We start from the raw sequence: 22,856 nt of genomic DNA, 5'->3' as shown, positions 1-22,856 counted from the left end.
GAAGGGCAGGGAACACAGGCGCCGGCGGGGCGTCCAGTTGAGCTTTGATCACGCGTACCCCTGCAACGGCCGCACATCCAGCTCGCCGGCCTTGATGGCGGCGATGGCCTGGGCGGAGGCGAGGGCGGCGGGGGTGGTGGTGTAGTAGGGGATCTTCATCATCAGGGCCGTGCGGCGGATGGAGAAGCTGTCCGACAGGGACTGCTTGCCCTCGGTGGTGTTGAACACCAGCTGGACCTCGCCGTTCTTCATGGCGTCGACGATGTGGGGACGGCCCTCCAGCACCTTCTTGACCAAGCCTACCTCCAGGCCCTGTTCGGTCAGATAGGCGTGGGTGCCGCCGGTGGCGAGGATCGAGAAGCCCTGCTCGATCAGCTTCTTCACCGCGCCCAGGATGAACGGCTTGTCGTCATTGCGCACCGAGACGAAGGCGCAGCCCGAGGTGGGCAGGATGGTGCCGCCGCCCAGCTGCGACTTGGCGAAGGCGCGGGCGAAGGCGCCCTGCATGTCCGCCTCGTCCTCGCGCTTCCAGTCCAGACCCATGACCTCGCCGGTGGAGCGCATCTCCGGGCCCAGCACCGTGTCGACGCCTGCGAACCGGGCGAACGGGAACACCGCCTCCTTCACCGCGATGTGGTCGTAGGGTTTGTGCTTCAGCCCGAAGGAGGAAAGCTTTTCGCCCGCCATGACCTTGGCGGCGATGGCGGCGACAGGCTCGCCGATGGTCTTGGCCACGAAGGGCACGGTCCGGCTGGCGCGCGGATTGACCTCCAGAACAAAGATGCGGGGATGGTCGCTGTGCGGCTCCTCGATGGCGAACTGCACGTTCATCAGGCCGCGCACCTTCAGGGCTTTCGCCATTTCGGTGGTCTGGCGCATCAGCTCGGCCACCACCGCCTCGGACAGCGAGTAGGGGGGCATGGAGCAGGCGCTGTCGCCCGAGTGGACGCCGGCTTCCTCGATGTGCTCCAGCACGCCCGCCACGAACACGTCGTCGGCGTCGCAGATGGCGTCCACGTCCACTTCGGTGGCGCGGTTCAGATAGTGGTCGATCAGGACCGGGTCGTCGCCCGAGACCTTCATGGCCTCATGGACGTAGCGGTCCAACTGCTCGCGATCATGCACGATCATCATGCCTCGGCCGCCCAGCACGTAGGAGGGGCGCAGCACAACCGGATAGCCCACCTCCTCGGCCTTCTCCGCCGCTTCCTCGGCAGACCGGGCCAGGCCGTTGGGCGGCTGTTGCAGGCCGATGTCATGCAGCATCTTCTGGAACCGCTCGCGGTCCTCGGCCAGGTCGATGGAGTCCACGCTGGTGCCCAGGATCGGCACGCCGTCTTCTTCCAGCGCATTGGCCAGCTTCAGCGGCGTCTGGCCGCCGAACTGCACCACAACCCCGATCAGGTCGCCCTTGGAGCGCTCCACACCGATCAGTTCCAGCACGTCCTCGGCGGTCAGCGGCTCGAAATACAGCCGGTCGGAGGTGTCGTAGTCGGTGGAGACCGTCTCCGGGTTGCAGTTGACCATGATCGACTCCACCCCGATGTCGGCGAAGGCGAAGGCCGCGTGACAGCAGCAGTAGTCGAACTCGATGCCCTGGCCGATGCGGTTCGGCCCGCCGCCGAGGATGATCGCCTTCCGGCGGTCCGACGGCGCGGCCTCGCAGGCCGGGACCTGGCCCAGGGCGCCGGTCTCATAGGTCGAATACATATAGGCCGTGGCGCTGGCGAACTCGGCCGCGCAGGTGTCGATGCGTTTGAACACCGGGCGGACGGACAGGCCCCGGCGGGCGTCGCGTACGGCCTTCTCGGTGGTCCCGGTCAGCGAGGCCAGGCGGGCGTCGGAAAAGCCCATGCCCTTCAGGCGGCGGAAATCGGCGGCGTCGGTCGGCAGGCCCTTGACCCGCACATGGCCTTCCTCGCGCACGATCTCGGCGATCTGGCGCAGGAACCAGGGTTCATAGGAACAGGCGGCCTGCACTTCCTCGACGTTCAGCCCGTGGCGGAAAGCCTGGGCGATGACGCGGATGCGGTCCGGCGTTGGCAGACCCAGGGCGCGCACCACGGCGCCCTTGATGGCGGCTTCGTCCTCGGCCCCCGTCACGCCGTCGATCTCGATCTCGTCGAAGCCGTTCAGTCCGGTCTCCAGCCCGCGCAGGGCCTTCTGCATGGACTCCTTGAAGGTCCGGCCGATGGCCATGACCTCGCCCACCGACTTCATGGAGGTGGACAGCATCGGCTCGGCGCCCGGGTACTTCTCGAAGGCGAAGCGCGGGATCTTGGTGACCACATAGTCGATGGACGGCTCGAAGCTGGCCGGGGTCACCATGGTGATGTCGTTGGTCAACTCGTCCAAGGTGTAGCCGACCGCCAGGCGGGCCGCGACCTTGGCGATTGGGAAGCCCGTGGCCTTGGACGCAAGCGCCGACGAACGCGACACGCGCGGGTTCATCTCGATGACGACCATGCGGCCGTCCTTGGGATTGATCGCCCACTGGACGTTCGACCCGCCGGTCTCCACCCCGATCTCGCGCAGCACATTGATCGAGCCGGTGCGCATCCGCTGATATTCCTTGTCGGTCAGCGTCAGGGCCGGGGCCACGGTGATGGAGTCGCCGGTGTGGACGCCCATGGGGTCCACGTTCTCGATGGAGCAGACGATGATGCAGTTGTCCGCATGGTCGCGGACCACCTCCATCTCATACTCCTTCCAGCCCAGCACCGATTCCTCGATCAGCACCTCGGTGGTGGGGGACAGGTCCAGCCCGCGCTCCACGATCTCGCGGAACTCCTCCACATTATAGGCGATGCCGCCGCCGGTGCCGGCCAGGGTGAAGCTGGGGCGGATGATGGCCGGCAGGCCCACGAAGGCCAGGGCGTCCTCGGCCTCGTCGATGTGGTGCACGGCCTTGGAGCGCGGGCTTTCCAGTCCCAGCTTGTCCATGGCGTCGCGGAATTTCTGGCGGTCCTCGGCCTTGTCGATGACGTCGGCGCGGGCCCCGATCATCTCCACGCCCAGCCGCTTCAGCGCGCCCGAGGCGTCCAGCGCCAGGGCTGTATTCAGCGCCGTCTGGCCGCCCATGGTGGGCAGCAGGGCGTCGGGCCGCTCCTTCTCGATGATCTTCTCGACCATCTCCGGCGTGATCGGCTCGATATAGGTGGCGTCGGCCACCTCCGGGTCGGTCATGATGGTGGCCGGGTTCGAGTTGACCAGGATCACCCGGTACCCCTCGGCCTTCAGCGCCTTGCACGCCTGCACGCCCGAATAGTCGAACTCGCACGCCTGCCCGATCACGATGGGCCCCGCGCCGATGATCAGGATGGACTTGATGTCTTTGCGTTTGGGCATGGGCGCCTACTCAGTTCGTCACGACCGCGCACTCCCAGCCGTCATAGTCCAGCTGGAAGGCCGCGGCCCAGGATTGCATCATGGCGGAGACGGAGGCGAAAGACGCCTCGTCCACCGGGATCGTAGTTTCGAGAATGGTGGTTTCGTCCTGACCCCGTGTCAGGAACCCGGCCCGCCGGGCCACCTCGTTCAGGTCCTCGTGTGCCCCGGCGCCATGGAAATAGAACAGGGTGTGACGCGGCGTCCGACCGCTGTCGCCGTGCTCGCCCAGGGCGGCGCGCACCATGGCGTCGCGCTCTTCATGGCTGGGGGCGTCGGACAAGGCGGTTCTGGCTCCGGGTTTCACGCGCGCGAACGCCCGCGCCGGGGCGGGGCGAGACGATGAGGTTGTCGGTTAAGCGGCCCGTTTAAGCGGCTTCAGCGACTGGCACAAGCGGATTAGGCGAGGCCTGTAACGAAGAACACTGTTCGCCAACTTTTCGCCATCTACCTAAAACTTTAGAAGATTTCGTCCAAAAAAGTTGCGTTTAGGACAAGATGACGCCTAGTTGCCGCCCACATCCACACCGCAATCTTGAATAACACCGTTCGGAGTCAATGAATGTCCTCACGTCGTCGTCTTAAGCAGACCACTTGTCTTATTGGCGGAGTTTTCGCCGCTGTGATGGTGGGCACGCCCGCCTTGTCGCAGGAACAGACGGTGGCGGGCGAGGACGAGCCCCAAGTGACGGCGGTCGAGGAGATCGTCATCACCGGTTCGCGCATCCGGTTGGCGGACTATGTGCAGTCGAACCCTGTGGTGTCGGTGACGTCCGAACAGATCGAATACTCCGGCGTCACTAACGTGACCGATTTCATGAGCGACTATCCCGCTTTGGTGGGTTCGTTCAACAATCAGGAATCGGCCGATACGGGCGGGCAGGTCTCGGTGGGCCTGAACCTTCTCAACCTTCGTGGCCTGGGCACGAATCGGACCCTCGTTCTGATCGACGGCCGTCGCCACGTGGCCTCCGACCCGGGTTCGGCCGCCATCGACACCAACACCATTCCCGTGGCGCTGATCGAGCGGGTGGAGGTGCTGACCGGCGGCGCCTCGGCCATCTACGGCGCCGACGGCGTGTCCGGCGTGGTCAACTTCGTGATGAAGGATGACTTCGAGGGCATCGACCTGCGCGCCCAGACCGGCTGGTCGGACGAAGGCGGCGGCGACCGTCACTTCGTCAGCGGCCTGATCGGTGAGAACTTTCTGGACGGCCGTCTCAATCTGACTTTCGGCTTCGAATGGGCCGAGGACGAGGCTCTGTCGCCCAACGACCGCTCCTACACTCGTATCGGACAGCGTGAGACGTTGGCCGCCAACCCCGACGACCTCGCCGATGATCCGAACGTGCCGGACTACATCCTGCAACGAAATGTCCGTTATCCGGACACCTCGCTGGGCGGCTCCGTCTACACGGACCTGGACTTCAACGATGAGCTGTACGGCTTCGACTACCAGGGCGACGGCCAGCTTTGGGAAAGCGGCCAGCTGACCAACGACTTCACCGTCATTGGCGGTTCCGGTTCGCTGCTGGACGTGTTCCAGGACGAGATCCTGCCGGCCCAGGACCGCATGGCCTTCAATACCAGCGGCCGCTACGACTTCGCGCCGCGTCATTCGTTCTTCTTCGAAGGCAAATTCGTCCGCATCGAGACGGGCTTCAACGCTCAGCCGACCTATGACTTCGGCTACGGCGAGGCGGGCGAGTACGTTTACACCGGCCTGTGGACCGGCATCGACAATCCGTTCATGCCCGACGCGATCCGCGAGGACGCCCTGACCAACCCCACGGGCCTCGGCAATCCGGGCAACGCGGCCCTGCTGGGAGTCGATCCCGGCGTGTTCGTGCAGCGCGACAACCTGGACTTCGGTTTCACCGGTCGCGATATCACCCGTGACACCTTCCGCACCGTGGTCGGTCTGGAAGGCGATATCGGCGACAGCGGCATGCGCTATGAAGTGTCGTATGTCTGGGGCAAGACCGAGACGGAATCCACCTATCTGAATAACCGTCTGAACGACCGGTTCCTGGCCGCCATCGACGTGGTGGACGGCCCGAACGGCCCCGTCTGCCGCAGCGATCTGGACCCGTCGTCGTATCTCGACAATCCGAACGTCGACAGCCGCGTCGGCGCGCGCACCTTCACGCCGGGCGCCGCCAGCGGCTGCGTGCCGCTGAACATTTTCGGCAACGGTTCGCCGTCTCAGGAAGCCCTGGACTGGATCCACGTGGACTCGCTACAGACCGCAGAGATCGAGCAGCGTGTGTTCAGCGCCTTCGTGACGGGCGACAGCGCCGCCTGGTTCAACCTGCCGGGCGGACCCCTGTCGTTCGCCGTGGGCATGGAGCAACGCTTCGAAAGCAGTGAGAGCCGCGTTTCCGACCTGGAGGCCCTTGGTCAATCCGTGCGTGACGAGCTGGACCCGGAGAATGATCCGGCGCTGGCCTATGACGTTTCGTGGTCGGGCGCCGGAGTCGACAGCAGCGGGGCGTTCGACGTCTCGGAAGTCTTCGTCGAATTCAACGCCCCGCTTCTCAGCGATCTGCCCTTCATTCAGGAGCTGAATCTGGATGCGGCCTATCGCTACTCGGACTACTCCACCGCTGGGTCGACCGACACCTGGAAGCTGGGCGCGCGCTGGCGTCTGAACGACTGGATCATGTTCCGCGCCACCGAGGCCCGTTCGGTGCGTGCGCCGAACATCAGTGAGCTGTTCCTGCCGCGCACCCAGACGTTCGCCCTGCTGGATGATCCGTGTGACACCGACAACCAGAACCTGGGCACGGACAACCGTCAGGCCAACTGCTCCGCCGAACTGAGCTCGCTGGGGTTCGACCCGAATAATTTCGACAACACGTCGTCGTCTTCCATCGAGGGCATCGTCGGGGGCAACCCGGACCTGGAGGCCGAGGAAGCCGACACCTTCACCGCCGGTTTCGTTTTCACGCCCCAGTTTGCGCCGGGCTTCTCGCTGGCGCTGGACTACTATGACATCGACCTGACCAACGCGATCCAGTTCTTCCAGGCGCAGACGGTCGTGGATCAGTGCTATGATCTGCCCCAGCCGAACCAGTTCTGCGACCTGATCGGCCGCAATGAGACGAACGGCTTCATCAACTACTTCGAGCAGTCGGCGGTGAACGTCGCGTCGTACCAGACCTCCGGCTACGACATGACGATCCGTTACAACCTGAACCCGCTTGATTTCGGCATCGAGCAGGACATCGGGCGGTTCAACTTCGCCTTGGCGGCGACGAAGCTGGAAGAGCTGGTTTTCGTCGAGCTGGACACGCCGGACGAGCAACTGGGCTTCCCCGGCGCACCGGAGTGGGTCGCCACCTTCGACGCCCTTTGGCAGTGGCGTGACTTCGCGGTGAACTACGGTTTCACCTACTATGATGAAACCTACCGCATTGATCCGCAGACCCTTGCTGCCGAGCCGGACTACGTCGAGGACCAGTTCCGCATGTACTCGGCGCGAGAGCAGCACGACATCCAGGCGCGCTGGAACGTCAACGACAGCTTCACCCTCTACGGCGGCGTGAACAATTTCACGAACCAGGAGCCGGACCGCGGCAGCGCGGTCTATCCGATCGGGGCCCTGGGCCGCTTCTTCTACGTGGGCGGCAGCATGAGTCTCGGTGCGGTCGGCGACGCGCTGTTCTGGCGCTGAGTCTGATCGGCTGAGTGACAAAGGGCGGGGCCGAAAGGTCCCGCCCTTTTTCTATGGTCAGCGGCCCTGGGTCGTTCCCTCTACCCACGGCGGGACCTCGGTGATCACCTCCAGCGCGGCGAACCTCGGCTCGTCCTCCGGCGCGTCGGCCAGTTCGTGGGCCCAGGTGACGGCGTAGGGGATGTGGGCGGCCCAGGCGCCGGCCTGAAGGGCGGGCAGCACGTCGGACTTCATGGAGTTGCCCACCATGGCCGCCTGCTGCGCGCCCGTGCCGTGACGGCGGAAGGCGCGGTCATAGACCTCGGCGGTCTTCTCGGACACGATCTCCACGCCCGAGAACAGGTCGCCCAGGCCCGAGGCGGCCAGCTTGCGTTCCTGATCCATCAGGTCGCCCTTGGTGATGAGCACCAGCCGGTACTGCTCCGACAGCCGGTTCAGGGTCTCGGCCACCCCCGGCAGGGTCTCCACCGGGTGGGACAGCATCTCGCGGCCGGCGGCCAGAATCTCGCTGATGACTCGCGGTGGGGGCGCGCCATCGGTCAGTTCCATGGCCGTCTCGATCATCGACAGGGTGAAACCCTTGATGCCGTAGCCGTAAAGGCGAAGGTTGCGCTGCTCCGTCGCCGCCAGTCGGGCGTCGATGCGGTCGCGGTCATGGTGCTCTGACAGCAAGTCGGCGAACCGGTCGTGGGTCAGCCGGAAGATGGCTTCGTTGTGCCAGAGGGTGTCGTCGGCATCCAGGCCGATGGTGGTGATGGGCATGATCGCTCCCTATCATGGTGGCGGAACGGGCGAAAAGCGGGAGGCGATAATGCGTGCGGTGGTGATCGGGGCGTCAGGGGGAATCGGCGGCGCGCTGGCTTCGCGGCTGGCGGCCGACGAGCGGTATGAGGCGGTGTTCGGTGTGTCCCGCTCGGGCCGCGCCCCGGATGGCGTCACAGCCTTGCAGGCCGACATCACCGATCTGGCGTCGTTGGAAGCGGCTGCGGCGGCGGTCGGGGAGCCGGTGGACCTGTGCATCGTGGCGACCGGAGTCCTGCATGACGGCTTCCAGCCCGAGCGTAGCTGGCGAGCCCTCGATCCCGAGCACCTGAGAAGGGATTTTGAGATCAACGCGATGGGCCCGGCCCTGGCGGCGCGGGCCTTCCTGCCGCTGGCGCCGCGACAGGGCAGGGCGGTGTTCGCGGCCCTGTCGGCGCGGGTGGGCAGCATCGGCGACAACCGGCTGGGCGGCTGGCACAGTTATCGGGCGTCCAAGGCGGCCCTGAACATGATCCTGAAGACCCTGTCGGTGGAGCTGGCCCGCACCCACCCGGGCATGATCTGTGTCGGCCTGCATCCCGGCACAGTGGACACAGCGCTGAGCGAGCCGTTCCAGAAGGGCGTGGCGCCGGACAAGCTGTTCTCAACCGACCATTCCGCATTCTGTCTGCTGGGTGTGATCAATGGGCTGAAACAGTCCGATTCCGGCTTCGTGTTCGACTGGAAGGGTGACCGCATAACGGAATAACCGCGTTTGCTAACCGCGATTCTTCACCGCGTTTCTTAGCGTTACGTTCCGTTTTCCATGGCAGATTTTCCGGCTTCATGAACCCGCATCACGTGGGGAAATGATGCTGGGAGACATTGTGATGGCTTACCCGACGGGGCATTCGCTCCCGGCGGGATTGAGCGACACGCAAGCCGGGGCGGATGGGGACCGCCCGGTTGAAGCGCGCAGCTTCAGTCCCGCTGGGACCAAGAGTTTGACATTTCCTTTGGTCACCGACGCTCGACGCGAGCTGACGGTGACCCTGGCCGCGAAGCCGGTCTTTGATCTTGTTCAGAAGAACCATGTGGGGGCCCGGCTGGGCCGCACCGTACGCCGGGCCGGGGGCGAAAGCGCCCTGGCCGGGATGCACCGTGTCCGGCTGGAAGTGGCCGACCTGAAACGCATCGACGTGGAGACCCTGCGTCACGGCGTGGGACTGCTGGACCTGCCGGGCGGCGCGACAGGCGTGGCCCCGGCCTTCTGGCGCACGGTGGCGTCGTCGGCGGGGCGGTTCTCGCTGCTGTACACCGGGCTCGCGGCTGATGTGGACGCCGGCCTGCTGCTGGTGGAAATCATGGGCGTGGACATGCGCGCCACCGCAGAGGATGTCCGCGCCGCTCTCGATCACCTGGGCGCTCAGCGACGAGGGGTGATTGTCCATGCCCCGCCCGAGCCGGGCATGATCGCCCGACTGGCGCCGGTGCAGCCTCGCTGTGTCTCGCTGGACTTCGCCGGAGTGGAGACCGAGAGCGCCGTGGACTGGCGCGCCGCAGCCGAGCTGATCGCCCAGGCGAGGGGGGTCGCGCATGACGTGCTGCTGGTCAATCTGCCGCCATCGCGAGGTGAGGCCGCCGCCGCAGCGGGTGCGACGCACGCGGTCTTCTGCGACATGGGGCGACTGACCGTCTGACACGCCGGCGACGCTTGACCTGCGAGTTGCGAATCCATAGGAACGCGGCCGTTTGCCATCGGGGTCGGTTCGGCCCATGAAGGCCGCGTCCACAGTCCCAGGAGCCCGCCATGACCACCCTGCTGCCCGGCGCCACCGGCGTGCTCGCCCTGGCTAATGGAACCGTGCTTCAGGGCGTCGGCGTCGGCGCGACGGGATCGGCCCTGGGCGAGGTGGTCTTCAACACCGCCATGACCGGCTATCAGGAGATCCTGACGGACCCCAGCTACATGAAACAGGTGCTCGTCTTCACCTTTCCCCACGTGGGCAATGTGGGGACCAACGCCGAGGATGTGGAGCAGATCGGCGACGGCGGGGCAGGGACCGCGGCCGTGGGCGCGGTGTTCCGCGACCTGCCCACCGACCCGGCCAACTGGCGCAGCGGCGACGGCTTCGACGCCTGGATGAAGAAGCGCGGCGTGGTGGGGCTGGCGGGCGTGGACACCCGCGCCCTGACCGCCGCCATCCGCGACAGCGGCTCGCCCCACGGCGTTATCGCCCATGACCCGGAGGGCCGGTTCGATCTGGACGCCCTGATCGCCCAGGCCCGCGAATGGTCCGGTCTTGTGGGCCTCGACCTGGCCAAGGACGCGTCGTGCCTGCAGGCCTTCGACTGGAGTGAAGGGACCTGGGAATGGCCCGAGGGCTATGTCGCCGGTGAGGGCCGCCGCAACGAGGTGGTGGTCGTGGACTATGGCGTGAAGCGCAACATCCTGCGCGCCCTGGCCGCCACCGGCGCGAAGATCACGGTTGTGCCCGCCACCACCACGGCCGAGGAAATCCTGGCCCGCAATCCCGACGGCGTCATGCTGTCCAACGGCCCCGGTGACCCGGCGGCCACCGGCGAATATGCGGTGCCGGAAATCAAGAAGCTGGTCGACAGCGGCAAGCCCGTCATGGGCATCTGCCTGGGCCACCAGATGCTCGCCCTGGCCCTGGGCGCGAAGACGGTCAAGATGGATCAGGGCCACCACGGCGCCAACCATCCGGTCAAGGACGTCACCACCGGCAAGGTGGAGATCGTCTCCATGAACCACGGCTTCACCGTCGACCGCGACACCCTGCCCGAGGCCGTCACCGAAACCCACGTCAGCCTGTTCGACGGCACCAACTGCGGCATCGCCCTGAAGGACCGCCCCGTCTTCGGCGTCCAGCACCACCCCGAAGCCTCCCCCGGCCCGGCCGACAGCCTCTACCTGTTCGACCGCTTCGCCGAACACATGGATGCGGCGCGGGGACAAAGGTAGGTATTCTCTTGCGGAGGGGGCGAGTGATTTGGCGGAACCTGGTTGGCCACCCGAAGTCCGGATAGCTGATCCGGCATGGAAACATGAATTCCGCGTTCGCCCCTGGTTGTCCTACGAACGTTGGATTCGGGGTGAAATTCGCCGACATGGTGTAATGTCGCTTCCATTTCCGGAGGCGCTGCGAGCCGACCTTGTACGGATCGTTCCCGCACCCGCGGATTACTGGAGCGGCGCACATTACTGGCCCTGTGAAGTCCAGCTGAAATCAGGGGCATGGCTTGACCGCGTGTGCATCATCCGAGGTGTTGACACGCACCACGGCGGTTTGCTGCCGCTGGAAACTCATATCCTTCCACAGGACATCGTTGCTTTAAGGGAAAGCCCGACGCGTCTTCCCCCTCCGTATATCAACAGAATCCTTGCAGGAGAGACGCTGTCATTAGGAATGACGGGCGCCGTTGTTGAGGTTGTTTTCGATGATGGTTCCACCCTGATTGTCGGCGGAGATGCATCGTTCGAGTTTCCGGCCTATCCGCAAGGCAAGGCCGCTCGAAACGTCGTGGATGTTCGTCTTCCAGAAGGAGAATGGTCGGAAAGAGTGTCCTTTCCGGAAGCGCCGATTTGGTGCCTGATCCTCTAACGTGTCGCGTAGTTTGAGCTGCCGGGCTAGGGCAGGGCGAAGGCCCGGCATTCCAGCCGCAACTGGGCGGCCTTGCGCAAGGCCATCGGCGCGGCGCTGAGCCAGTAGTCCGCATCGTCCGCCCGGCCCGCGCGCCTTCGCTCCACGCCCCGTCGCCGCCTGAGGGCCGCGTTCTCCACCAGCCGGGCGTGCAGCGCACGGGGGTGGTCGTTGGCGATGGCGGGAGAACCGGGAACGGCGACAGCGTCGGGATCCTTCGGCTCCACCGCCGGACGGGCGATGGCGATGAACATGGTCAGCTTCCGGATGAACCCTTTCGCCTTCGGCGTCCCTGGTCCTGATCGTCCGCTTTCTGGGGACGGGTTGGATAGTTAACCACAGGCGACTGTGGATAGTTCCGTTCGAAGAACAAAAAGAACATAAAAGTCAGTGTCTTGTGTCTCGATTTCGCCTTTATGGTTAATCAAATCCTAAGATCACGATCCCGCAAGGACTGGTCTATAAGGCCCTGTGCGCTTCGACGACCGTTTCATTGATGAGCTGAAAAGCCGCCTGCGTCCCTCGGACGTCATCGGGCGGACGGTGAAGCTCAAGCGTCAGGGACGGGAGTTCGCGGGCCTGTCGCCCTTCACCAAGGAGAAGTCGCCGTCGTTCTTCGTCAACGACGAGAAGGGCTTCTTCCACGACTTCAGCTCCGGCAAGCACGGGGACATCATCAGCTTCCTGCAGGAAACCGAACGCCTGTCGTTCGTGGAGGCGGTGGAGCGCCTGGCGGCCGAGGCGGGCATGGCCCTGCCGGCCCCCGACCCCCAGGCCGCCGAGCGGGAGCAGAAGCGCCAGGGCCTCGCCGACTGGATGGACCTGGCCCAGAAATGGTTCGCCGCCAATCTGCGTCGCTCGACCGGCAAGGCCGCCCGCGAGATGCTGGACCGCCGGGGCCTGCCCGAGGACCAGTGGGACCGTTTCGGCCTGGGCTACGCCCCCAATGACCGCGAGGGCCTGAAGAACGCCCTGATCCAGCGCGGGGCCAAGCCCGCCGAACTGGTGGAGGCCGGCCTGCTGATCGCGCCGGAGGGCGGCGGGTCGCCCTACGACCGCTTCCGCGACCGGTTGATCTTTCCCATTCACGATGCGCGCGGCCGCATCGTCAGCTTCGGCGGCCGGGCCATGAACCCGGATGATCGGGCCAAATATCTGAACGGGCCGGAAACGACCCTCTTCCACAAGGGCGCCACCCTGTACGGCCTGCCCGAGGCGCGGCGCATTCTGGGCGCCGGCTCCAAATCCGACGCCGCCATCGTGGTGGTGGAAGGCTATATGGACGTGATCGCGTGCCAGCGCGCGGGCATCCCCGCCGTGGCCCCCATGGGCACGGCCCTGACCGAGGAGCAGATGGCCCTGTTGTGGCGGGTCAGCGCCGAGCCCGTGCTGTGCTTCGACGGCGACCCGGCGGGCCAGCGCGCGGCGGGCCGGGCGGTGGAGCGGGCGCTGCCCCTGCTGAAGCCGGGCCGCTCGTTCCGCTTCGCCCTTCTGACCGGCGGTCAGGACCCGGACGACATCCTGCGCGACAAGGGCGCCCCGGCGCTGCGAAACGCCCTGGCTGAAACCCGGCCCTTCGCCGAGATGCTGTTCGAGCGGGAGCGCGACGCCGAACCGCTGGACACGCCCGAACGCAAGGCGGGCCTGAAGGGCCGGCTGCGTCAGGCGGCCCAGGCCATTCAGGACGCGGACCTGGCCGAACAGTACCGGCGCGAGATGTTCGAACGCTTCGACGCCCTGTTCCCGCGCCGCTCGGCGTTTCAGCCGCGCCAGCCCGGCGCCCGCTGGACGCCCGGAAAACCCGCCCTCATCGGGGCGACGGACGAGGGCAGGGCGGCGGTCACGGCCCTGTCCCGCTCCATCGAACCCACCGCCGCCGCCCTGGCCCACGCGGCCATCGACGATCCCGAACGGTTGGACGATCACCTGGAGGCCGTGGGCCGCCACGGCTTCGGCGATCCGGCCCTGACCGAGCTTGCGGACGAGGTGGTGCGCCTGCGGATGTCGGGTCTCGCCCTTGACAGCGCGGCCCTGCGACGCCATCTGGCCCAATCGGGTCTGGATACGCTCATGCGTGAGGTCGAGAAGGCGGCGGCAAAGTCCGGTGCGCCATTCCTGGCAGCGAACGCGCCCCTCGCCGAAGCGCGGGCCCGATGGTCGCAGGCGTTTGACGCTCTGACCCGCATGGCGGCGTTGGAGGGCGCGCTTAGCTCAGCGAAGTCGGAGGCGCACCGCACCTTCGACGCCTCGGCTTTCAGTCGCCTGAAAGCCGAGCGCGACGCATTGCGACGGGCCATCAAGACTGGAACCATATGGGAAGAGGCGGCCGGTTCGTAACAAACCGGGCCTTCGAACGTTGTTAAAGCCGGCGACCAATCGCGGCTGGAGAGACTGAATGAGCGCGCAGACCGAGACTCAAGAAGCGGAAACGACCAATGACGGGCCGCTGCTCGATCTGACTGACGCCGGCGTCAAGAAATTTATCCGGCAGGCGAAGACCCGCGGCTTCGTGACCATGGAGGAGCTGAACAAGGTTCTCCCCTCTGAGGAATTCACGCCCGACCAGATCGAAGACACCCTGGCCATGCTGTCCGAGATGGGCGTCAATGTGGTCGAGGCCGAGGAAGACGGCGAGGCCCAGTCCACCGAGGTGGCCGAGCGCGCCGAGACCGCCGTGGCCGAAACGGGCGCCAAGCCCGCCTATGACCGCACGGACGACCCGGTCCGCATGTATCTGCGCGAAATGGGCTCGGTGGAGCTGCTCAGCCGCGAGGGCGAGATCGCCATCGCCAAGCGCATCGAGGCCGGCCGCGACGCCATGATCTCGGGCCTGTGCGAAAGCGCCCTGACCTTCGAGGCCATCATGGTGTGGCGGGACGAGCTGGCCAACGGCCGCATCCTGCTGCGCGAGGTCATCGACCTGGACCAGACCTACGGCGGCCAGAACACCGGCGAGGGTGAAGGCGAGGGCGACGAAGAGACCGAAGAGGCCGAGCCCGAGGCCAAGGAAGAGAAGCCCGAAAGCGACGACGACGAGGACGACGACGACTTCGACGACGGCGGCGGCCTGTCCATCTCGGCCATGGAAGCCGAGCTGCGCGACGGGGTCATGGAGATCCTGGACGCCGTGGCGGCGGACTTCGACGCCTTCCGAAAGCTGCAGGACAAGCTGGTCGAGGCGCGCCTGAAGGGCGAGGCACTGTCCACCAAGGACCAGAAGAACTACGAGGCCCTGACCCAGGCCATCTCCGACCGGCTCAAGACCCTCAAGCTGAACAACAACCGCATCGAGGCGCTGGTCGAGCAGCTGTACGCCATCAACAAGCGCCTGATCGGCCTGGAAGGCCGTCTGCTGCGCCTGGCCGACAGCTACGGCATTTCACGCGCCGAGTTCCTCAAGGCCTATTTCGGCGCCGAGCTGGACCCGACCTGGAGCGACCGCGTCAAGGAAATGGGCGTGCGCTGGACCAAGTTCAGCGACAACGAGGCCGAACAGATCGCCCAGATCCGCTCGGACGTAGCCGCCGTGGCCACCGAGGCCGGCCTGCCCATCGACGACTATCGCCGCATCGTCCAGACGGTGCAGAAGGGCGAGCGCGAGGCCCGTCAGGCCAAGAAGGAAATGGTCGAGGCCAACCTGCGCCTGGTCATCTCCATCGCCAAGAAATACACCAACCGCGGCCTGCAATTCCTTGATCTCATTCAGGAAGGCAACATCGGCCTGATGAAGGCGGTGGACAAGTTCGAGTACCGCCGCGGCTACAAATTCTCCACCTACGCCACCTGGTGGATTCGTCAGGCCATCACCCGCTCCATCGCCGACCAGGCCCGCACCATCCGCATTCCGGTGCACATGATCGAGACGATCAACAAGATCGTCCGCACCCAGCGCCAGATGCTTCACGAGATCGGCCGCGAGGCGACGCCGGAGGAACTGGCCGAACGCCTGGCCATGCCGCTGGAGAAGGTCCGCAAGGTCCTCAAGATCGCCAAGGAGCCCATCAGCCTCGAAACGCCCATCGGCGACGAGGAGGATTCGCACCTGGGCGACTTCATCGAGGACAAGAACGCGATCCTGCCCATCGACGCGGCGATCCAGTCGAACCTTCGCGAAACCACCACCCGCGTGCTGGCGTCCCTGACGCCGCGCGAGGAGCGGGTCCTGCGCATGCGCTTCGGCATCGGCATGAACACCGACCACACCCTCGAGGAAGTGGGCCAGCAGTTCAGCGTCACCCGCGAACGCATCCGTCAGATCGAGGCCAAGGCCCTGCGCAAGCTCAAGCACCCCTCGCGGTCGCGCAAGCTGCGTTCTTTCCTGGACAGCTAGGGGCCTCACCTCGCGCGACAGACGGCTTGCTCTGCGTTCTTCGCTCCCGCTAGGGTGATGAAAAGCGGAGGGCGAGGATGCTGACTGTGGTTTTTGCGGCTGCGGCGGCCCTGACGACTCACGCGGCCCATTCCGCGTCTCAGGAGTCGGTCGCCGTCCTGGTTGAGCGCAGCCCCGATGGCGTTTCGGTGCAATACAGCCTCCCAGCCCCGGTCCACGCCTTCGCCTTCGCCGATGAAGACGTCATTCGTGACCGGTGGCAGATCGTGACCGAGGGCCTGACTCTTGACGGCGCGATGGTGACCGGAGCGGAGCGCTTTTCGACTTTCGAGGTCCGGATCACTCCCGACGCAGCGGAGGTCGACCGGATTTACATGGGCTTGAGCCGCGCCGGCGAAGGGTACGTCCTTTATGGACCCGCTCTGAAGGCAGAAGGCTATTCCACCAGCCTGCGATTTGACGACGCGTCGGACGATGTCGCCGTTCCGGCCGTGGACGCCGTCGACGGCTATGTCTTCTTCGGTCCGGCGGATCATGTGACGGACGATGCGCACGGGGCGTTCATCGCCGATCCCGAGCTTTCAGCCGAACTGGCCGCCCCGATCCGCGACGCCTTCCGGTCCTCGATGGAATTCTATCAGGCCCGCCTGAACCTCGACCTCGACTATCACCCCGCCGTCATCGCCAGCGTTGACAGCCCCGGGCCCGCGATATTTCGCGGCGACGTAACCGACACCGGCGTCATATCTGTGCGCTTCACCGGCGACAGCTGGAGAGGCGCCGAGGCCTTCCTCGCCCCGTTCGTCTGGCACGAAACCTTCCATCTCTGGAACGGTCACGGGATTCAGAATCGCGACGGCGAATCCGCGCCTTGGCTGCATGAGGGGGCTGCGGAATACGCCTCGATCATCGGCGCCGTGTCGGCCAACGCCAGGCCCGAAGATCAGGGGCGCTCCGCCCTGGCGCAGAAAACCAATGGCTGCCGCCGGGCGTTGGCCTCGCGCGAGGGCGGCATGTCCAGCGTCCGTTCCGGCAGCAGCGTGTACGACTGCGGCGCGCTGATCCAGTGGATCGCCGATCTCGAGCTCCAGAACGCCGGGCAGGGGGCGTTCTTCTCGTTGTGGGCCGATATCCTCCGCGACGCCCGCGCCAGCGACGACGGTTACGGCGTGACCGAGTTCATGACCGCCTTGCCCGCCTCAAGCGCCGTGCGCCTGCTCGTTGAGGAAGAAGGCGAAATCCAATGGGACCAGATCCGGGCCCGGATGACGGACCTCGGGGTGACCTTCGTGAATGATCCCGGCGCAGGCGACCTGCTGACGGCCGCCCTGTTCCATATTGCCCGGCAGAACTGCTCAAACGGCTCATATGGCTTCTACAACGACCCCGGAGCTCTGAGGCTGGATGGGGCCGACTGCGGCCCGCTGTCGGGTGAGCCGATCATCGATACGGTCGAGGGTTTCGATCCGCAGCAGCAGAGCGCGGCGATGTTCAACGCCGTACAGGCGCGCTGCGCCGCGTCCCTTCCCATACGCTACCAGGCGCGCGACGGCAGGGTGCTGGAGGCCGTCTGCGACTCCCCCCTCGAAACGCCAGAGGTCTGGGCGATTTCGGAAGCGCCGTCGCTCAGGCGATAGACATCCGCACAGGCAGCAGCGGCTACAGCGCCGCCGCCCAGTCTGTGGCGCGGATCAGGCTGTCCACGATGCCCGGCTCGCTGGAGGCATGGCCGGCGTCGCCCACCACGTCCAGCTTCGCTTCCGGGAAGGCGCGGTGCAGGGCCCAGGCGCTGGACATGGGGGTGACCACGTCGAAGCGGCCCTGGGCGATCCAGGTGGGGATGTGCCGGATCCGCTCGATGTTGTTCAGAATCCAGCCGTCCTGGGGGAAGAAGCCGCCGTTGGTGAAATAGTGGCACTCGATCCGGGCGAAGGCGACGGCGAACTCCGGCTCGGCGAACTTCTCGGGCCGGGCGGAGGGGCCCTCGACGCTGACCGTGTCGCCTTCCCAACTGGACCAGGCCACCGCCGCCTCGTTACGCACCGCCACATCATCGCTGAGCAGCCGCTTGTGATAGGCGGCCATCAGGTCGCCGCGCTCGGCCTCGGGGATGGGCTTCAGGAACGCTTCCCACGCATCGGGGAAGATCATTGAGGCGCCGTCCTGATAGAACCAGTGCAGCTCCTTCTTCGTCAGCAGGAAGATGCCGCGCAGGATCAGGCTCTCGACCCGCTCAGGGTGGGTGATGGCGTAGGCCAGCGACAGGGTGGAGCCCCACGAGCCGCCGAACACCGACCACTTTTCCACGCCGCAACGTTCACGCAGCCGCTCGATGTCCTCGATCAGGTCCCAGGTGGTGTTGTCGTCTAGGCTGGCGTTGGGCCGTGACTGGCCGCAGCCCCGCTGGTCGAACATGATGATGCGGTAGCGCGCCGGGTCGAAATAGCGCCGCATGGTCGGATTGACCGCCCCGCCCGGACCGCCGTGCAGCACCAGCACCGGCTTGCCGTCCGGGGACCCGGATTCCTCGTAGTAGATTTCATGCGCCGTGCCGGTGGACATGAAGCCGGACGCAAAGGGCTCGATCTCGGGATACAGGGTGCGACGGTCGGGCCGATCCGCGAAAATCGTCATGGGAACAACACTCTCTCTGACTGCGTACGGCCAAGCTTGGCTTGTCCCTCATGGGTAACGGGCGTGCGGGGTGAATCCAACCCATTCGCCTGTTGCGAGTCAGTTTTAGATGGGTTCGGCGGAAAACGTCGGGAAATCAGGCCAGCCGGGCGCGGATTATGTCGATGATGCGAGCCTGATCCGGCTCGGTCAGGGTTGTACTGGACGGCAGGCACAGCCCCTGGGCGAAAAGCGATTCGGCCACGGCGCCGGCCACGCGGGGCGCGTCCCGAAACACCGGCTGCAGGTGCATGGGCTTCCACACCGGTCGACTTTCGATCCCTTCAGCGTGGAGGGTCTGGCGCAGGGCGTCCGGCGTGATGCGGGCCTCGTCGCCCAACAGCATGACGCTGAGCCAGCGGGTGTGCTTGCGCCCCGGCCCCCCGGGCGCGAAGCTGACGCCGGGCAGACCCGACAGGGCCGTCTGATAGGTCTCGAAGATGGCCCGGCGGCGCGCCACCCGCGTCTCCAGCGTTTCCATCTGCGCCAGGCCGATGGCAGCCGCCACGGCGCCGAGGCGGTAGTTGTAGCCGACCTCGTCGTGCTCGTAGTGGACGGCGGGCCTGCGCGCGGCGGTGGACAGATAGCGCGCCCGCTCCATCAGGGCCGCGTCGTCGCTGACCAGCATGCCGCCGCCGCCGGTGGTGATGATCTTGTTGCCGTTGAACGAATAGGCGGCCATCAGCGCCCCGGCCCCCGCGTGGCGTCCATTGAGCGTCGCGCCCACCGCCTCGGCCGAATCGAGGATCACCGGCACGCCCCGGTCCGCCGCGATGTCGAGGATCGGTCCGATGTCGCAGCACTGGCCGTACAGGTCCGCCGGGACCACCGCCCGCACGGTCAGGCCACGCGCCCGCGCCGCGTCGAACGCCTCGGGCAGGCAGGCCGGGTCCAGACCCCAGGTGACCGGGTCCACATCGGCGAAGATGGGCGTAGCCCCTTGGTATATCACCGGCGCGACGCCGCCCATGAAAGTCAGGGTCGGGCAGATCACCGCCTCGCCGGGCTTCAGGTTCAGCAGGCGCAGGGCCAGATGCAGGGCCGCCGTGCCCGACGACACGGCCAGGGCGTAGGCGCGTCCGGTCAGCGCCGCGAAGGCCGTCTCGAACGCGGCCACCTGAGGCCCCATGGCCACGTCGCCCGCCGCCAGAGCCTGGGCGACCAGCGCCTGTTCCCGCGCGCCGACCTCGGGCGCAGACAGGGGGATCATCGGGTGGGCCGGGCGGGCACGCCCGCCACCGTCTGGCCGTCGGCCACGTCCTTCATGACCACGGCCCCTGCGCCGATGACGGCCCAGGCGCCGATGCGCACGCCGGGCAGGACGCGCGCCCCCAGACCGATCAGCGCCCCTTCGCCCACATGGACGCCGCCGCCCAGCACCGAGCCGGGGGCCACATGGGCGAAATCCTCGACCACGCAGTCATGCTCGACGATGGCGCCGGTGTTGACGATCACATGGGCGCCGATGGACGCTCCGGCCTGAACGATGGCGCCCAGCGCCACCAGACTGCCCGCGCCGATCCGCGCCGCCGGGTCCACAAGGGCCGAAGGGTGCACCGCCTGCATCCAGCCGCCGGGCGGCTTCGTCGCCGCCAGATCGCGCCGCACGCCGTTGTCGCCGATGGCCAGATGGGCGGGCAGGGGCGTGTTCAGCCCGGCCTCGCAATCCCCGGACACCACGGCGCCGTCCACCGTTTCGCCGTGACGCTCCGGCCGCTCGTCATAGAGGGCCGTGACCCGGGCCCCCGAGGCGCGCAGGGCGGCGATGACGACCCGCGCATGGCCGCCGCTGCCGATCACCGCGCAGGCGTCCCGCGCCATCAGCGGTCGCTCCGCAGGGCCGCGAACAGCAGAACCGCCCAGCCCGCGATCATCAGCACACCGCCCACCGGCGCGACCATGCCCATGGCCGGCAGGCTCATCAGGGCGATCATGGACAGCGCCAGCGAGAACACCAGCCCGCCCGTCGCCGCCAGCCAGCCGGCCATCCGCGCCAGTCGTCCGCCGCCGCTCCACAAGGCGCATGCTACCGCCAGCACGGCGTGCACCATCTGATACTGGGCCCCGGTGGTCAGCAGCGTCTTCACCGCCGGGCCCGCCCCGTGCGCGGCGAAGGCGCCCAGCATCACGGCCATGGCCCCGTTGGCGGCGGCGAAGACGATCAGATGGCGATGCGCGGTCATGACCGAACCGTGCCACGGATTCGCCGCGCCAGCCATGGCGACAGGTGTTCAGAGCGCCTTGGCCATGCGGTAGTTGCGGAAGGTCTGGCCGCGCAACGCCACGTCCTGCGCCGCCTCGACGCGGAAGCCCCGATGCTCGAAAACCGGGCGGGCCGTGATGCTGGCCTCTGTGAACAGCCGTTCCAGACCCTGTTCCCGCGCCATGGCTTCGATCCGGTCCAGAAGAGCGCCCGCGACGCCCCGGCCTTGATGGCCGGCATCCACGAACAGCATGTCGATGTGGCCATCCGGCTCCAGATCGCTGAAGCCCGCGATCACGCCGTTGATCTCCGCCACCAAGGTCGGTCGTCCGCTCAGGCGCGCGGCCCACGCCGCCCGGTCAGGGGTCTCGGGCGCCCATGCCGCGATCTGGGCGGGCGTGTAGTGCCGGCTGGCCACCCGCCGAACCGCCCCGTTGAACAGGGCGATTAGCATTTCCAGATCTTCGGCTGCGTAGAGGCGGATCGAAACGGCGGTCATCCCGCGCCATTGCCACGCTTGATGCGCCCGCGCCAGTTGACCCTGCGTGATCTTGCAGCCGCTCGTCATCCGCGCTTCGCTGGCGCTCGGAGGACGCGACCATGACCGGCTTTTCGTTCGAGACCACGCCGCGAATCCTGTGCGAGGACGGCGCCGCCCTGAAGCTGGCGGAATTCCTGAACGGCATGGGCGTGAGCCGTCCATTCATCGTCACCGACGCGGGACTGGTGAGCGCGGGCGTGGTGCAGCCGATTCTGGACGCCCTGAAGGCTGCGGGCGTGACCGCCTCGGTCTTCAGCGAGGTGTTGGCCGATCCGCCCGAGGCCTCGGTCATGGCGGCGGTGACGGCGGCGCGAGCGGCTGGAGCCGACGGCGTGGTGGGGCTGGGTGGCGGCTCGTCGCTGGACACGGCCAAGCTGGTCGCTTTGCTGGCAGGGACCGATCAGGCCCTGCCGGACATCTACGGCATCGGCCTGGCCAAGGGACCGCGCCTGCCGCTGGTGCAGGTGCCCACCACGGCGGGCACCGGATCGGAAGTCACCAACATCGCCATCGTCACCATGCCCGACGATCAGAAGAAGGGCGTCGTCTCGCCCTTGCTGTATCCCGACGCGGCCATTCTGGACGCCACCCTGACCACGGGCCTGCCGCCGCGCGTCACAGCCATGACGGGCGTCGACGCTATGGTCCACGCCATCGAGGCCTATACCTCGAGGCACAAGAAGAACCCGGTGTCCGACAGTCTGGCGGTGGCGGCGCTGAAACTGTTGCACGGCAATATCCGGCGGGTCATCGCCGACGGCGCGGACCTGCCCGCGCGCCGGGCCATGCTGCAGGGCTCGCTGCTGGCGGGCATGGCCTTCGCCAATGCGCCGGTGGCCGCGGTCCATGCGCTGGCCTATCCCATCGGCGGGATTTTCCACGCGCCCCACGGCCTGTCCAACGCCCTGGTGCTGGGGCCGGTGCTGCGGTTCAACCTGCCCGCCGCCGGGCCGCTCTACGCCGAACTGGCCGCCGCCATCGGGCTGAAGCCGGACGCCGCGGCCTTCGTGGACGAGATCGCCGCCCTGACCGCCGAAATGCCCATGGAGCAGCGCCTGTCTGAGCTGGGGGTCGAGGTCCAGCACCTGGACCGCCTGGCCCACGACGCCATGCAGGTGCAGCGGCTGCTCATCAACAATCCGCGCGAGGTGACGCTCTCCGACGCCCGCGCCCTGTACGAGGAAGCCCTGTGAGCGACCCGCTGCCGACCCGCGCCGACTTCCCGGCCATCCGGTCCATCACCACGCGCTGGATGGACAACGACGTCTACGGCCATGTGAACAATGTGGTCTATTACAGCTTCTTCGACACCGCGGTGAACACGCACCTGATCGAACAAGGCGTGCTGGATCCCGCGACCAGCCCCGTCATCGGCCTGGTGGTCGAGACCGGCTGCCGCTACGCCGCGCCCATCACCTTTCCGGACCGGGTGGACGCCGGCGTCCGCGTGGCCCGCATCGGGACCAGCAGCGTGCGCTACGAGGTCGGCCTGTTCAGGGGCGACGAGCCGGACGCCGCCGCCTTCGGCCACTTCACCCACGTCTATGTGAACCGCGAAACCCGCCGCCCGGTCCCCATCCCGGACGCCGTGCGAAAGGTGCTGGAGGGGCTCCGGATCGGATAGCTATGGAGAGAGGGAA

At 66.8% G+C, this 22,856-nt stretch carries 19 protein-coding genes; 10 read left to right on the top strand and 9 right to left on the bottom strand.

Translation table 11 applies throughout. From position 1 onward, the window contains the following. Positions 1 to 48: 48 nt before the first annotated feature. Entirely contained in the window at positions 49 to 3,348 is a 3,300-nt protein-coding gene (gene carB / locus ACI8U3_RS06050; protein WP_415013959.1) for a carbamoyl-phosphate synthase large subunit, read from the bottom strand. A gap of 10 nt (positions 3,349 to 3,358) precedes the next feature. After that, positions 3,359 to 3,670 carry a hypothetical protein gene (locus tag ACI8U3_RS06045; RefSeq protein WP_415013958.1) on the bottom strand — a complete coding sequence of 104 codons (312 nt, stop codon included), beginning with the start codon at positions 3,668 to 3,670 and terminating at the stop codon, positions 3,359 to 3,361. A gap of 342 nt (positions 3,671 to 4,012) precedes the next feature. Here ACI8U3_RS06045 and ACI8U3_RS06040 point away from each other — a divergent pair, with 342 nt between their 5' ends. Continuing rightward, positions 4,013 to 7,063, top strand: coding sequence for a TonB-dependent receptor domain-containing protein (locus ACI8U3_RS06040; protein WP_415013957.1), 3,051 nt, complete (start codon positions 4,013 to 4,015; stop codon positions 7,061 to 7,063). A 57-nt stretch (positions 7,064 to 7,120) separates the two neighbouring features. Here ACI8U3_RS06040 and ACI8U3_RS06035 read toward each other — a convergent pair whose 3' ends face one another. Then, positions 7,121 to 7,825 (bottom strand): HAD family hydrolase, encoded by a 705-nt coding sequence (locus tag ACI8U3_RS06035; protein WP_415013956.1) that lies wholly within the window; start codon positions 7,823 to 7,825, stop codon positions 7,121 to 7,123. Positions 7,826 to 7,874: 49 nt separating this feature from the next. On the opposite strand from ACI8U3_RS06035, the gene ACI8U3_RS06030 reads away from it, so the two are divergent. The 4 genes from ACI8U3_RS06030 (at position 7,875) to ACI8U3_RS06015 (ending at position 11,430) form a co-directional block, all read left to right on the top strand. Next, entirely contained in the window at positions 7,875 to 8,573 is a 699-nt protein-coding gene (locus tag ACI8U3_RS06030; protein ID WP_415013955.1) for an SDR family NAD(P)-dependent oxidoreductase, read from the top strand. Positions 8,574 to 8,808: 235 nt separating this feature from the next. Then, positions 8,809 to 9,504, top strand: a complete 696-nt coding sequence (locus ACI8U3_RS06025) for a hypothetical protein (protein WP_415013954.1) — start codon at positions 8,809 to 8,811, stop codon at positions 9,502 to 9,504. A 110-nt stretch (positions 9,505 to 9,614) separates the two neighbouring features. Next, on the top strand, positions 9,615 to 10,790 hold the full coding sequence (gene carA, locus ACI8U3_RS06020; protein ID WP_415013953.1) for a glutamine-hydrolyzing carbamoyl-phosphate synthase small subunit: 1,176 nt from the start codon (positions 9,615 to 9,617) through the stop codon (positions 10,788 to 10,790). 28 nt (positions 10,791 to 10,818) lie between these two features. Further along, a complete protein-coding gene (locus tag ACI8U3_RS06015) occupies positions 10,819 to 11,430 on the top strand; it encodes a hypothetical protein (protein WP_415013952.1) in 612 nt (203 codons plus the stop codon). A gap of 26 nt (positions 11,431 to 11,456) precedes the next feature. Here the strand turns inward: ACI8U3_RS06015 and ACI8U3_RS06010 are convergent, their stop codons facing one another. Beyond that, on the bottom strand, positions 11,457 to 11,723 hold the full coding sequence (locus tag ACI8U3_RS06010) for a hypothetical protein (protein ID WP_415013951.1): 267 nt from the start codon (positions 11,721 to 11,723) through the stop codon (positions 11,457 to 11,459). Between the two features lie 217 nt (positions 11,724 to 11,940). Here ACI8U3_RS06010 and dnaG point away from each other — a divergent pair, with 217 nt between their 5' ends. From dnaG to ACI8U3_RS05995, 3 genes are all read left to right on the top strand, one after another. Next, the gene (gene dnaG, locus ACI8U3_RS06005; RefSeq protein WP_415013950.1) at positions 11,941 to 13,806 is read left to right on the top strand and encodes a DNA primase; all 1,866 of its coding nucleotides are present in this window, start codon (positions 11,941 to 11,943) and stop codon (positions 13,804 to 13,806) included. Between the two features lie 58 nt (positions 13,807 to 13,864). Then, positions 13,865 to 15,799 carry an RNA polymerase sigma factor RpoD gene (gene rpoD, locus ACI8U3_RS06000; protein WP_415013949.1) on the top strand — a complete coding sequence of 645 codons (1,935 nt, stop codon included), beginning with the start codon at positions 13,865 to 13,867 and terminating at the stop codon, positions 15,797 to 15,799. A 266-nt stretch (positions 15,800 to 16,065) separates the two neighbouring features. Further along, positions 16,066 to 17,436 (top strand): hypothetical protein, encoded by a 1,371-nt coding sequence (locus tag ACI8U3_RS05995; RefSeq protein ID WP_415013948.1) that lies wholly within the window; start codon positions 16,066 to 16,068, stop codon positions 17,434 to 17,436. A 22-nt stretch (positions 17,437 to 17,458) separates the two neighbouring features. On the opposite strand, the gene pip is transcribed toward ACI8U3_RS05995, so the two are convergent. From pip to ACI8U3_RS05970, 5 genes are all read right to left on the bottom strand, one after another. Continuing rightward, on the bottom strand, positions 17,459 to 18,433 hold the full coding sequence (pip, locus tag ACI8U3_RS05990) for a prolyl aminopeptidase (RefSeq protein ID WP_415013947.1): 975 nt from the start codon (positions 18,431 to 18,433) through the stop codon (positions 17,459 to 17,461). Positions 18,434 to 18,569: 136 nt separating this feature from the next. Then, a complete protein-coding gene (locus tag ACI8U3_RS05985) occupies positions 18,570 to 19,682 on the bottom strand; it encodes a DegT/DnrJ/EryC1/StrS family aminotransferase (RefSeq protein WP_415013946.1) in 1,113 nt (370 codons plus the stop codon). After that, entirely contained in the window at positions 19,679 to 20,293 is a 615-nt protein-coding gene (locus ACI8U3_RS05980; protein ID WP_415013945.1) for an acetyltransferase, read from the bottom strand. Before ACI8U3_RS05980 ends, ACI8U3_RS05985 begins: the two co-directional genes overlap by 4 nt. After that, the gene (locus tag ACI8U3_RS05975) at positions 20,293 to 20,655 is read right to left on the bottom strand and encodes a DUF423 domain-containing protein (protein WP_415013944.1); all 363 of its coding nucleotides are present in this window, start codon (positions 20,653 to 20,655) and stop codon (positions 20,293 to 20,295) included. Before ACI8U3_RS05975 ends, ACI8U3_RS05980 begins: the two co-directional genes overlap by 1 nt. A gap of 48 nt (positions 20,656 to 20,703) precedes the next feature. Then, positions 20,704 to 21,174, bottom strand: coding sequence for a GNAT family N-acetyltransferase (locus ACI8U3_RS05970; protein ID WP_415013943.1), 471 nt, complete (start codon positions 21,172 to 21,174; stop codon positions 20,704 to 20,706). Positions 21,175 to 21,275: 101 nt separating this feature from the next. On the opposite strand from ACI8U3_RS05970, the gene ACI8U3_RS05965 reads away from it, so the two are divergent. Next, positions 21,276 to 22,409 carry an iron-containing alcohol dehydrogenase gene (locus ACI8U3_RS05965; protein ID WP_415013942.1) on the top strand — a complete coding sequence of 378 codons (1,134 nt, stop codon included), beginning with the start codon at positions 21,276 to 21,278 and terminating at the stop codon, positions 22,407 to 22,409. Next, positions 22,406 to 22,840 carry an acyl-CoA thioesterase gene (locus tag ACI8U3_RS05960; RefSeq protein WP_415013941.1) on the top strand — a complete coding sequence of 145 codons (435 nt, stop codon included), beginning with the start codon at positions 22,406 to 22,408 and terminating at the stop codon, positions 22,838 to 22,840. The genes ACI8U3_RS05965 and ACI8U3_RS05960 overlap by 4 nt, the downstream gene beginning before the upstream one ends. The last annotated feature ends 16 nt before the right edge of the window (positions 22,841 to 22,856 follow it).

Source organism: Brevundimonas sp., from assembly GCF_047617075.1.
Taxonomy (GTDB): Bacteria; Pseudomonadota; Alphaproteobacteria; order Caulobacterales; family Caulobacteraceae; genus Brevundimonas.
Note: the sequence above shows the minus strand (reverse complement) of the source record. Positions and strands in the feature narration are given on the sequence as shown.

What these genes read in the sequence shown, in the direction of transcription:
- ACI8U3_RS05985 (WP_415013946.1), bottom strand. Translation starts at nt 19,682, where the DNA reads ATGATCCCCCTGTCTGCGCCCGAGGTCGGCGCGCGGGAACAGGCGCTG.
- ACI8U3_RS06040 (WP_415013957.1), top strand. Translation starts at nt 4,013, where the DNA reads ATGGTGGGCACGCCCGCCTTGTCGCAGGAACAGACGGTGGCGGGCGAG.
- ACI8U3_RS06010 (WP_415013951.1), bottom strand. Translation starts at nt 11,723, where the DNA reads ATGTTCATCGCCATCGCCCGTCCGGCGGTGGAGCCGAAGGATCCCGAC.
- ACI8U3_RS05980 (WP_415013945.1), bottom strand. Translation starts at nt 20,293, where the DNA reads ATGGCGCGGGACGCCTGCGCGGTGATCGGCAGCGGCGGCCATGCGCGG.
- carB (WP_415013959.1), bottom strand. Translation starts at nt 3,348, where the DNA reads ATGCCCAAACGCAAAGACATCAAGTCCATCCTGATCATCGGCGCGGGG.
- carA (WP_415013953.1), top strand. Translation starts at nt 9,615, where the DNA reads ATGACCACCCTGCTGCCCGGCGCCACCGGCGTGCTCGCCCTGGCTAAT.
- ACI8U3_RS06030 (WP_415013955.1), top strand. Translation starts at nt 7,875, where the DNA reads ATGCGTGCGGTGGTGATCGGGGCGTCAGGGGGAATCGGCGGCGCGCTG.
- ACI8U3_RS05975 (WP_415013944.1), bottom strand. Translation starts at nt 20,655, where the DNA reads ATGACCGCGCATCGCCATCTGATCGTCTTCGCCGCCGCCAACGGGGCC.
- ACI8U3_RS05965 (WP_415013942.1), top strand. Translation starts at nt 21,276, where the DNA reads ATGACCGGCTTTTCGTTCGAGACCACGCCGCGAATCCTGTGCGAGGAC.
- pip (WP_415013947.1), bottom strand. Translation starts at nt 18,433, where the DNA reads ATGACGATTTTCGCGGATCGGCCCGACCGTCGCACCCTGTATCCCGAG.
- ACI8U3_RS06035 (WP_415013956.1), bottom strand. Translation starts at nt 7,825, where the DNA reads ATGCCCATCACCACCATCGGCCTGGATGCCGACGACACCCTCTGGCAC.
- ACI8U3_RS05970 (WP_415013943.1), bottom strand. Translation starts at nt 21,174, where the DNA reads ATGACCGCCGTTTCGATCCGCCTCTACGCAGCCGAAGATCTGGAAATG.
- rpoD (WP_415013949.1), top strand. Translation starts at nt 13,865, where the DNA reads ATGAGCGCGCAGACCGAGACTCAAGAAGCGGAAACGACCAATGACGGG.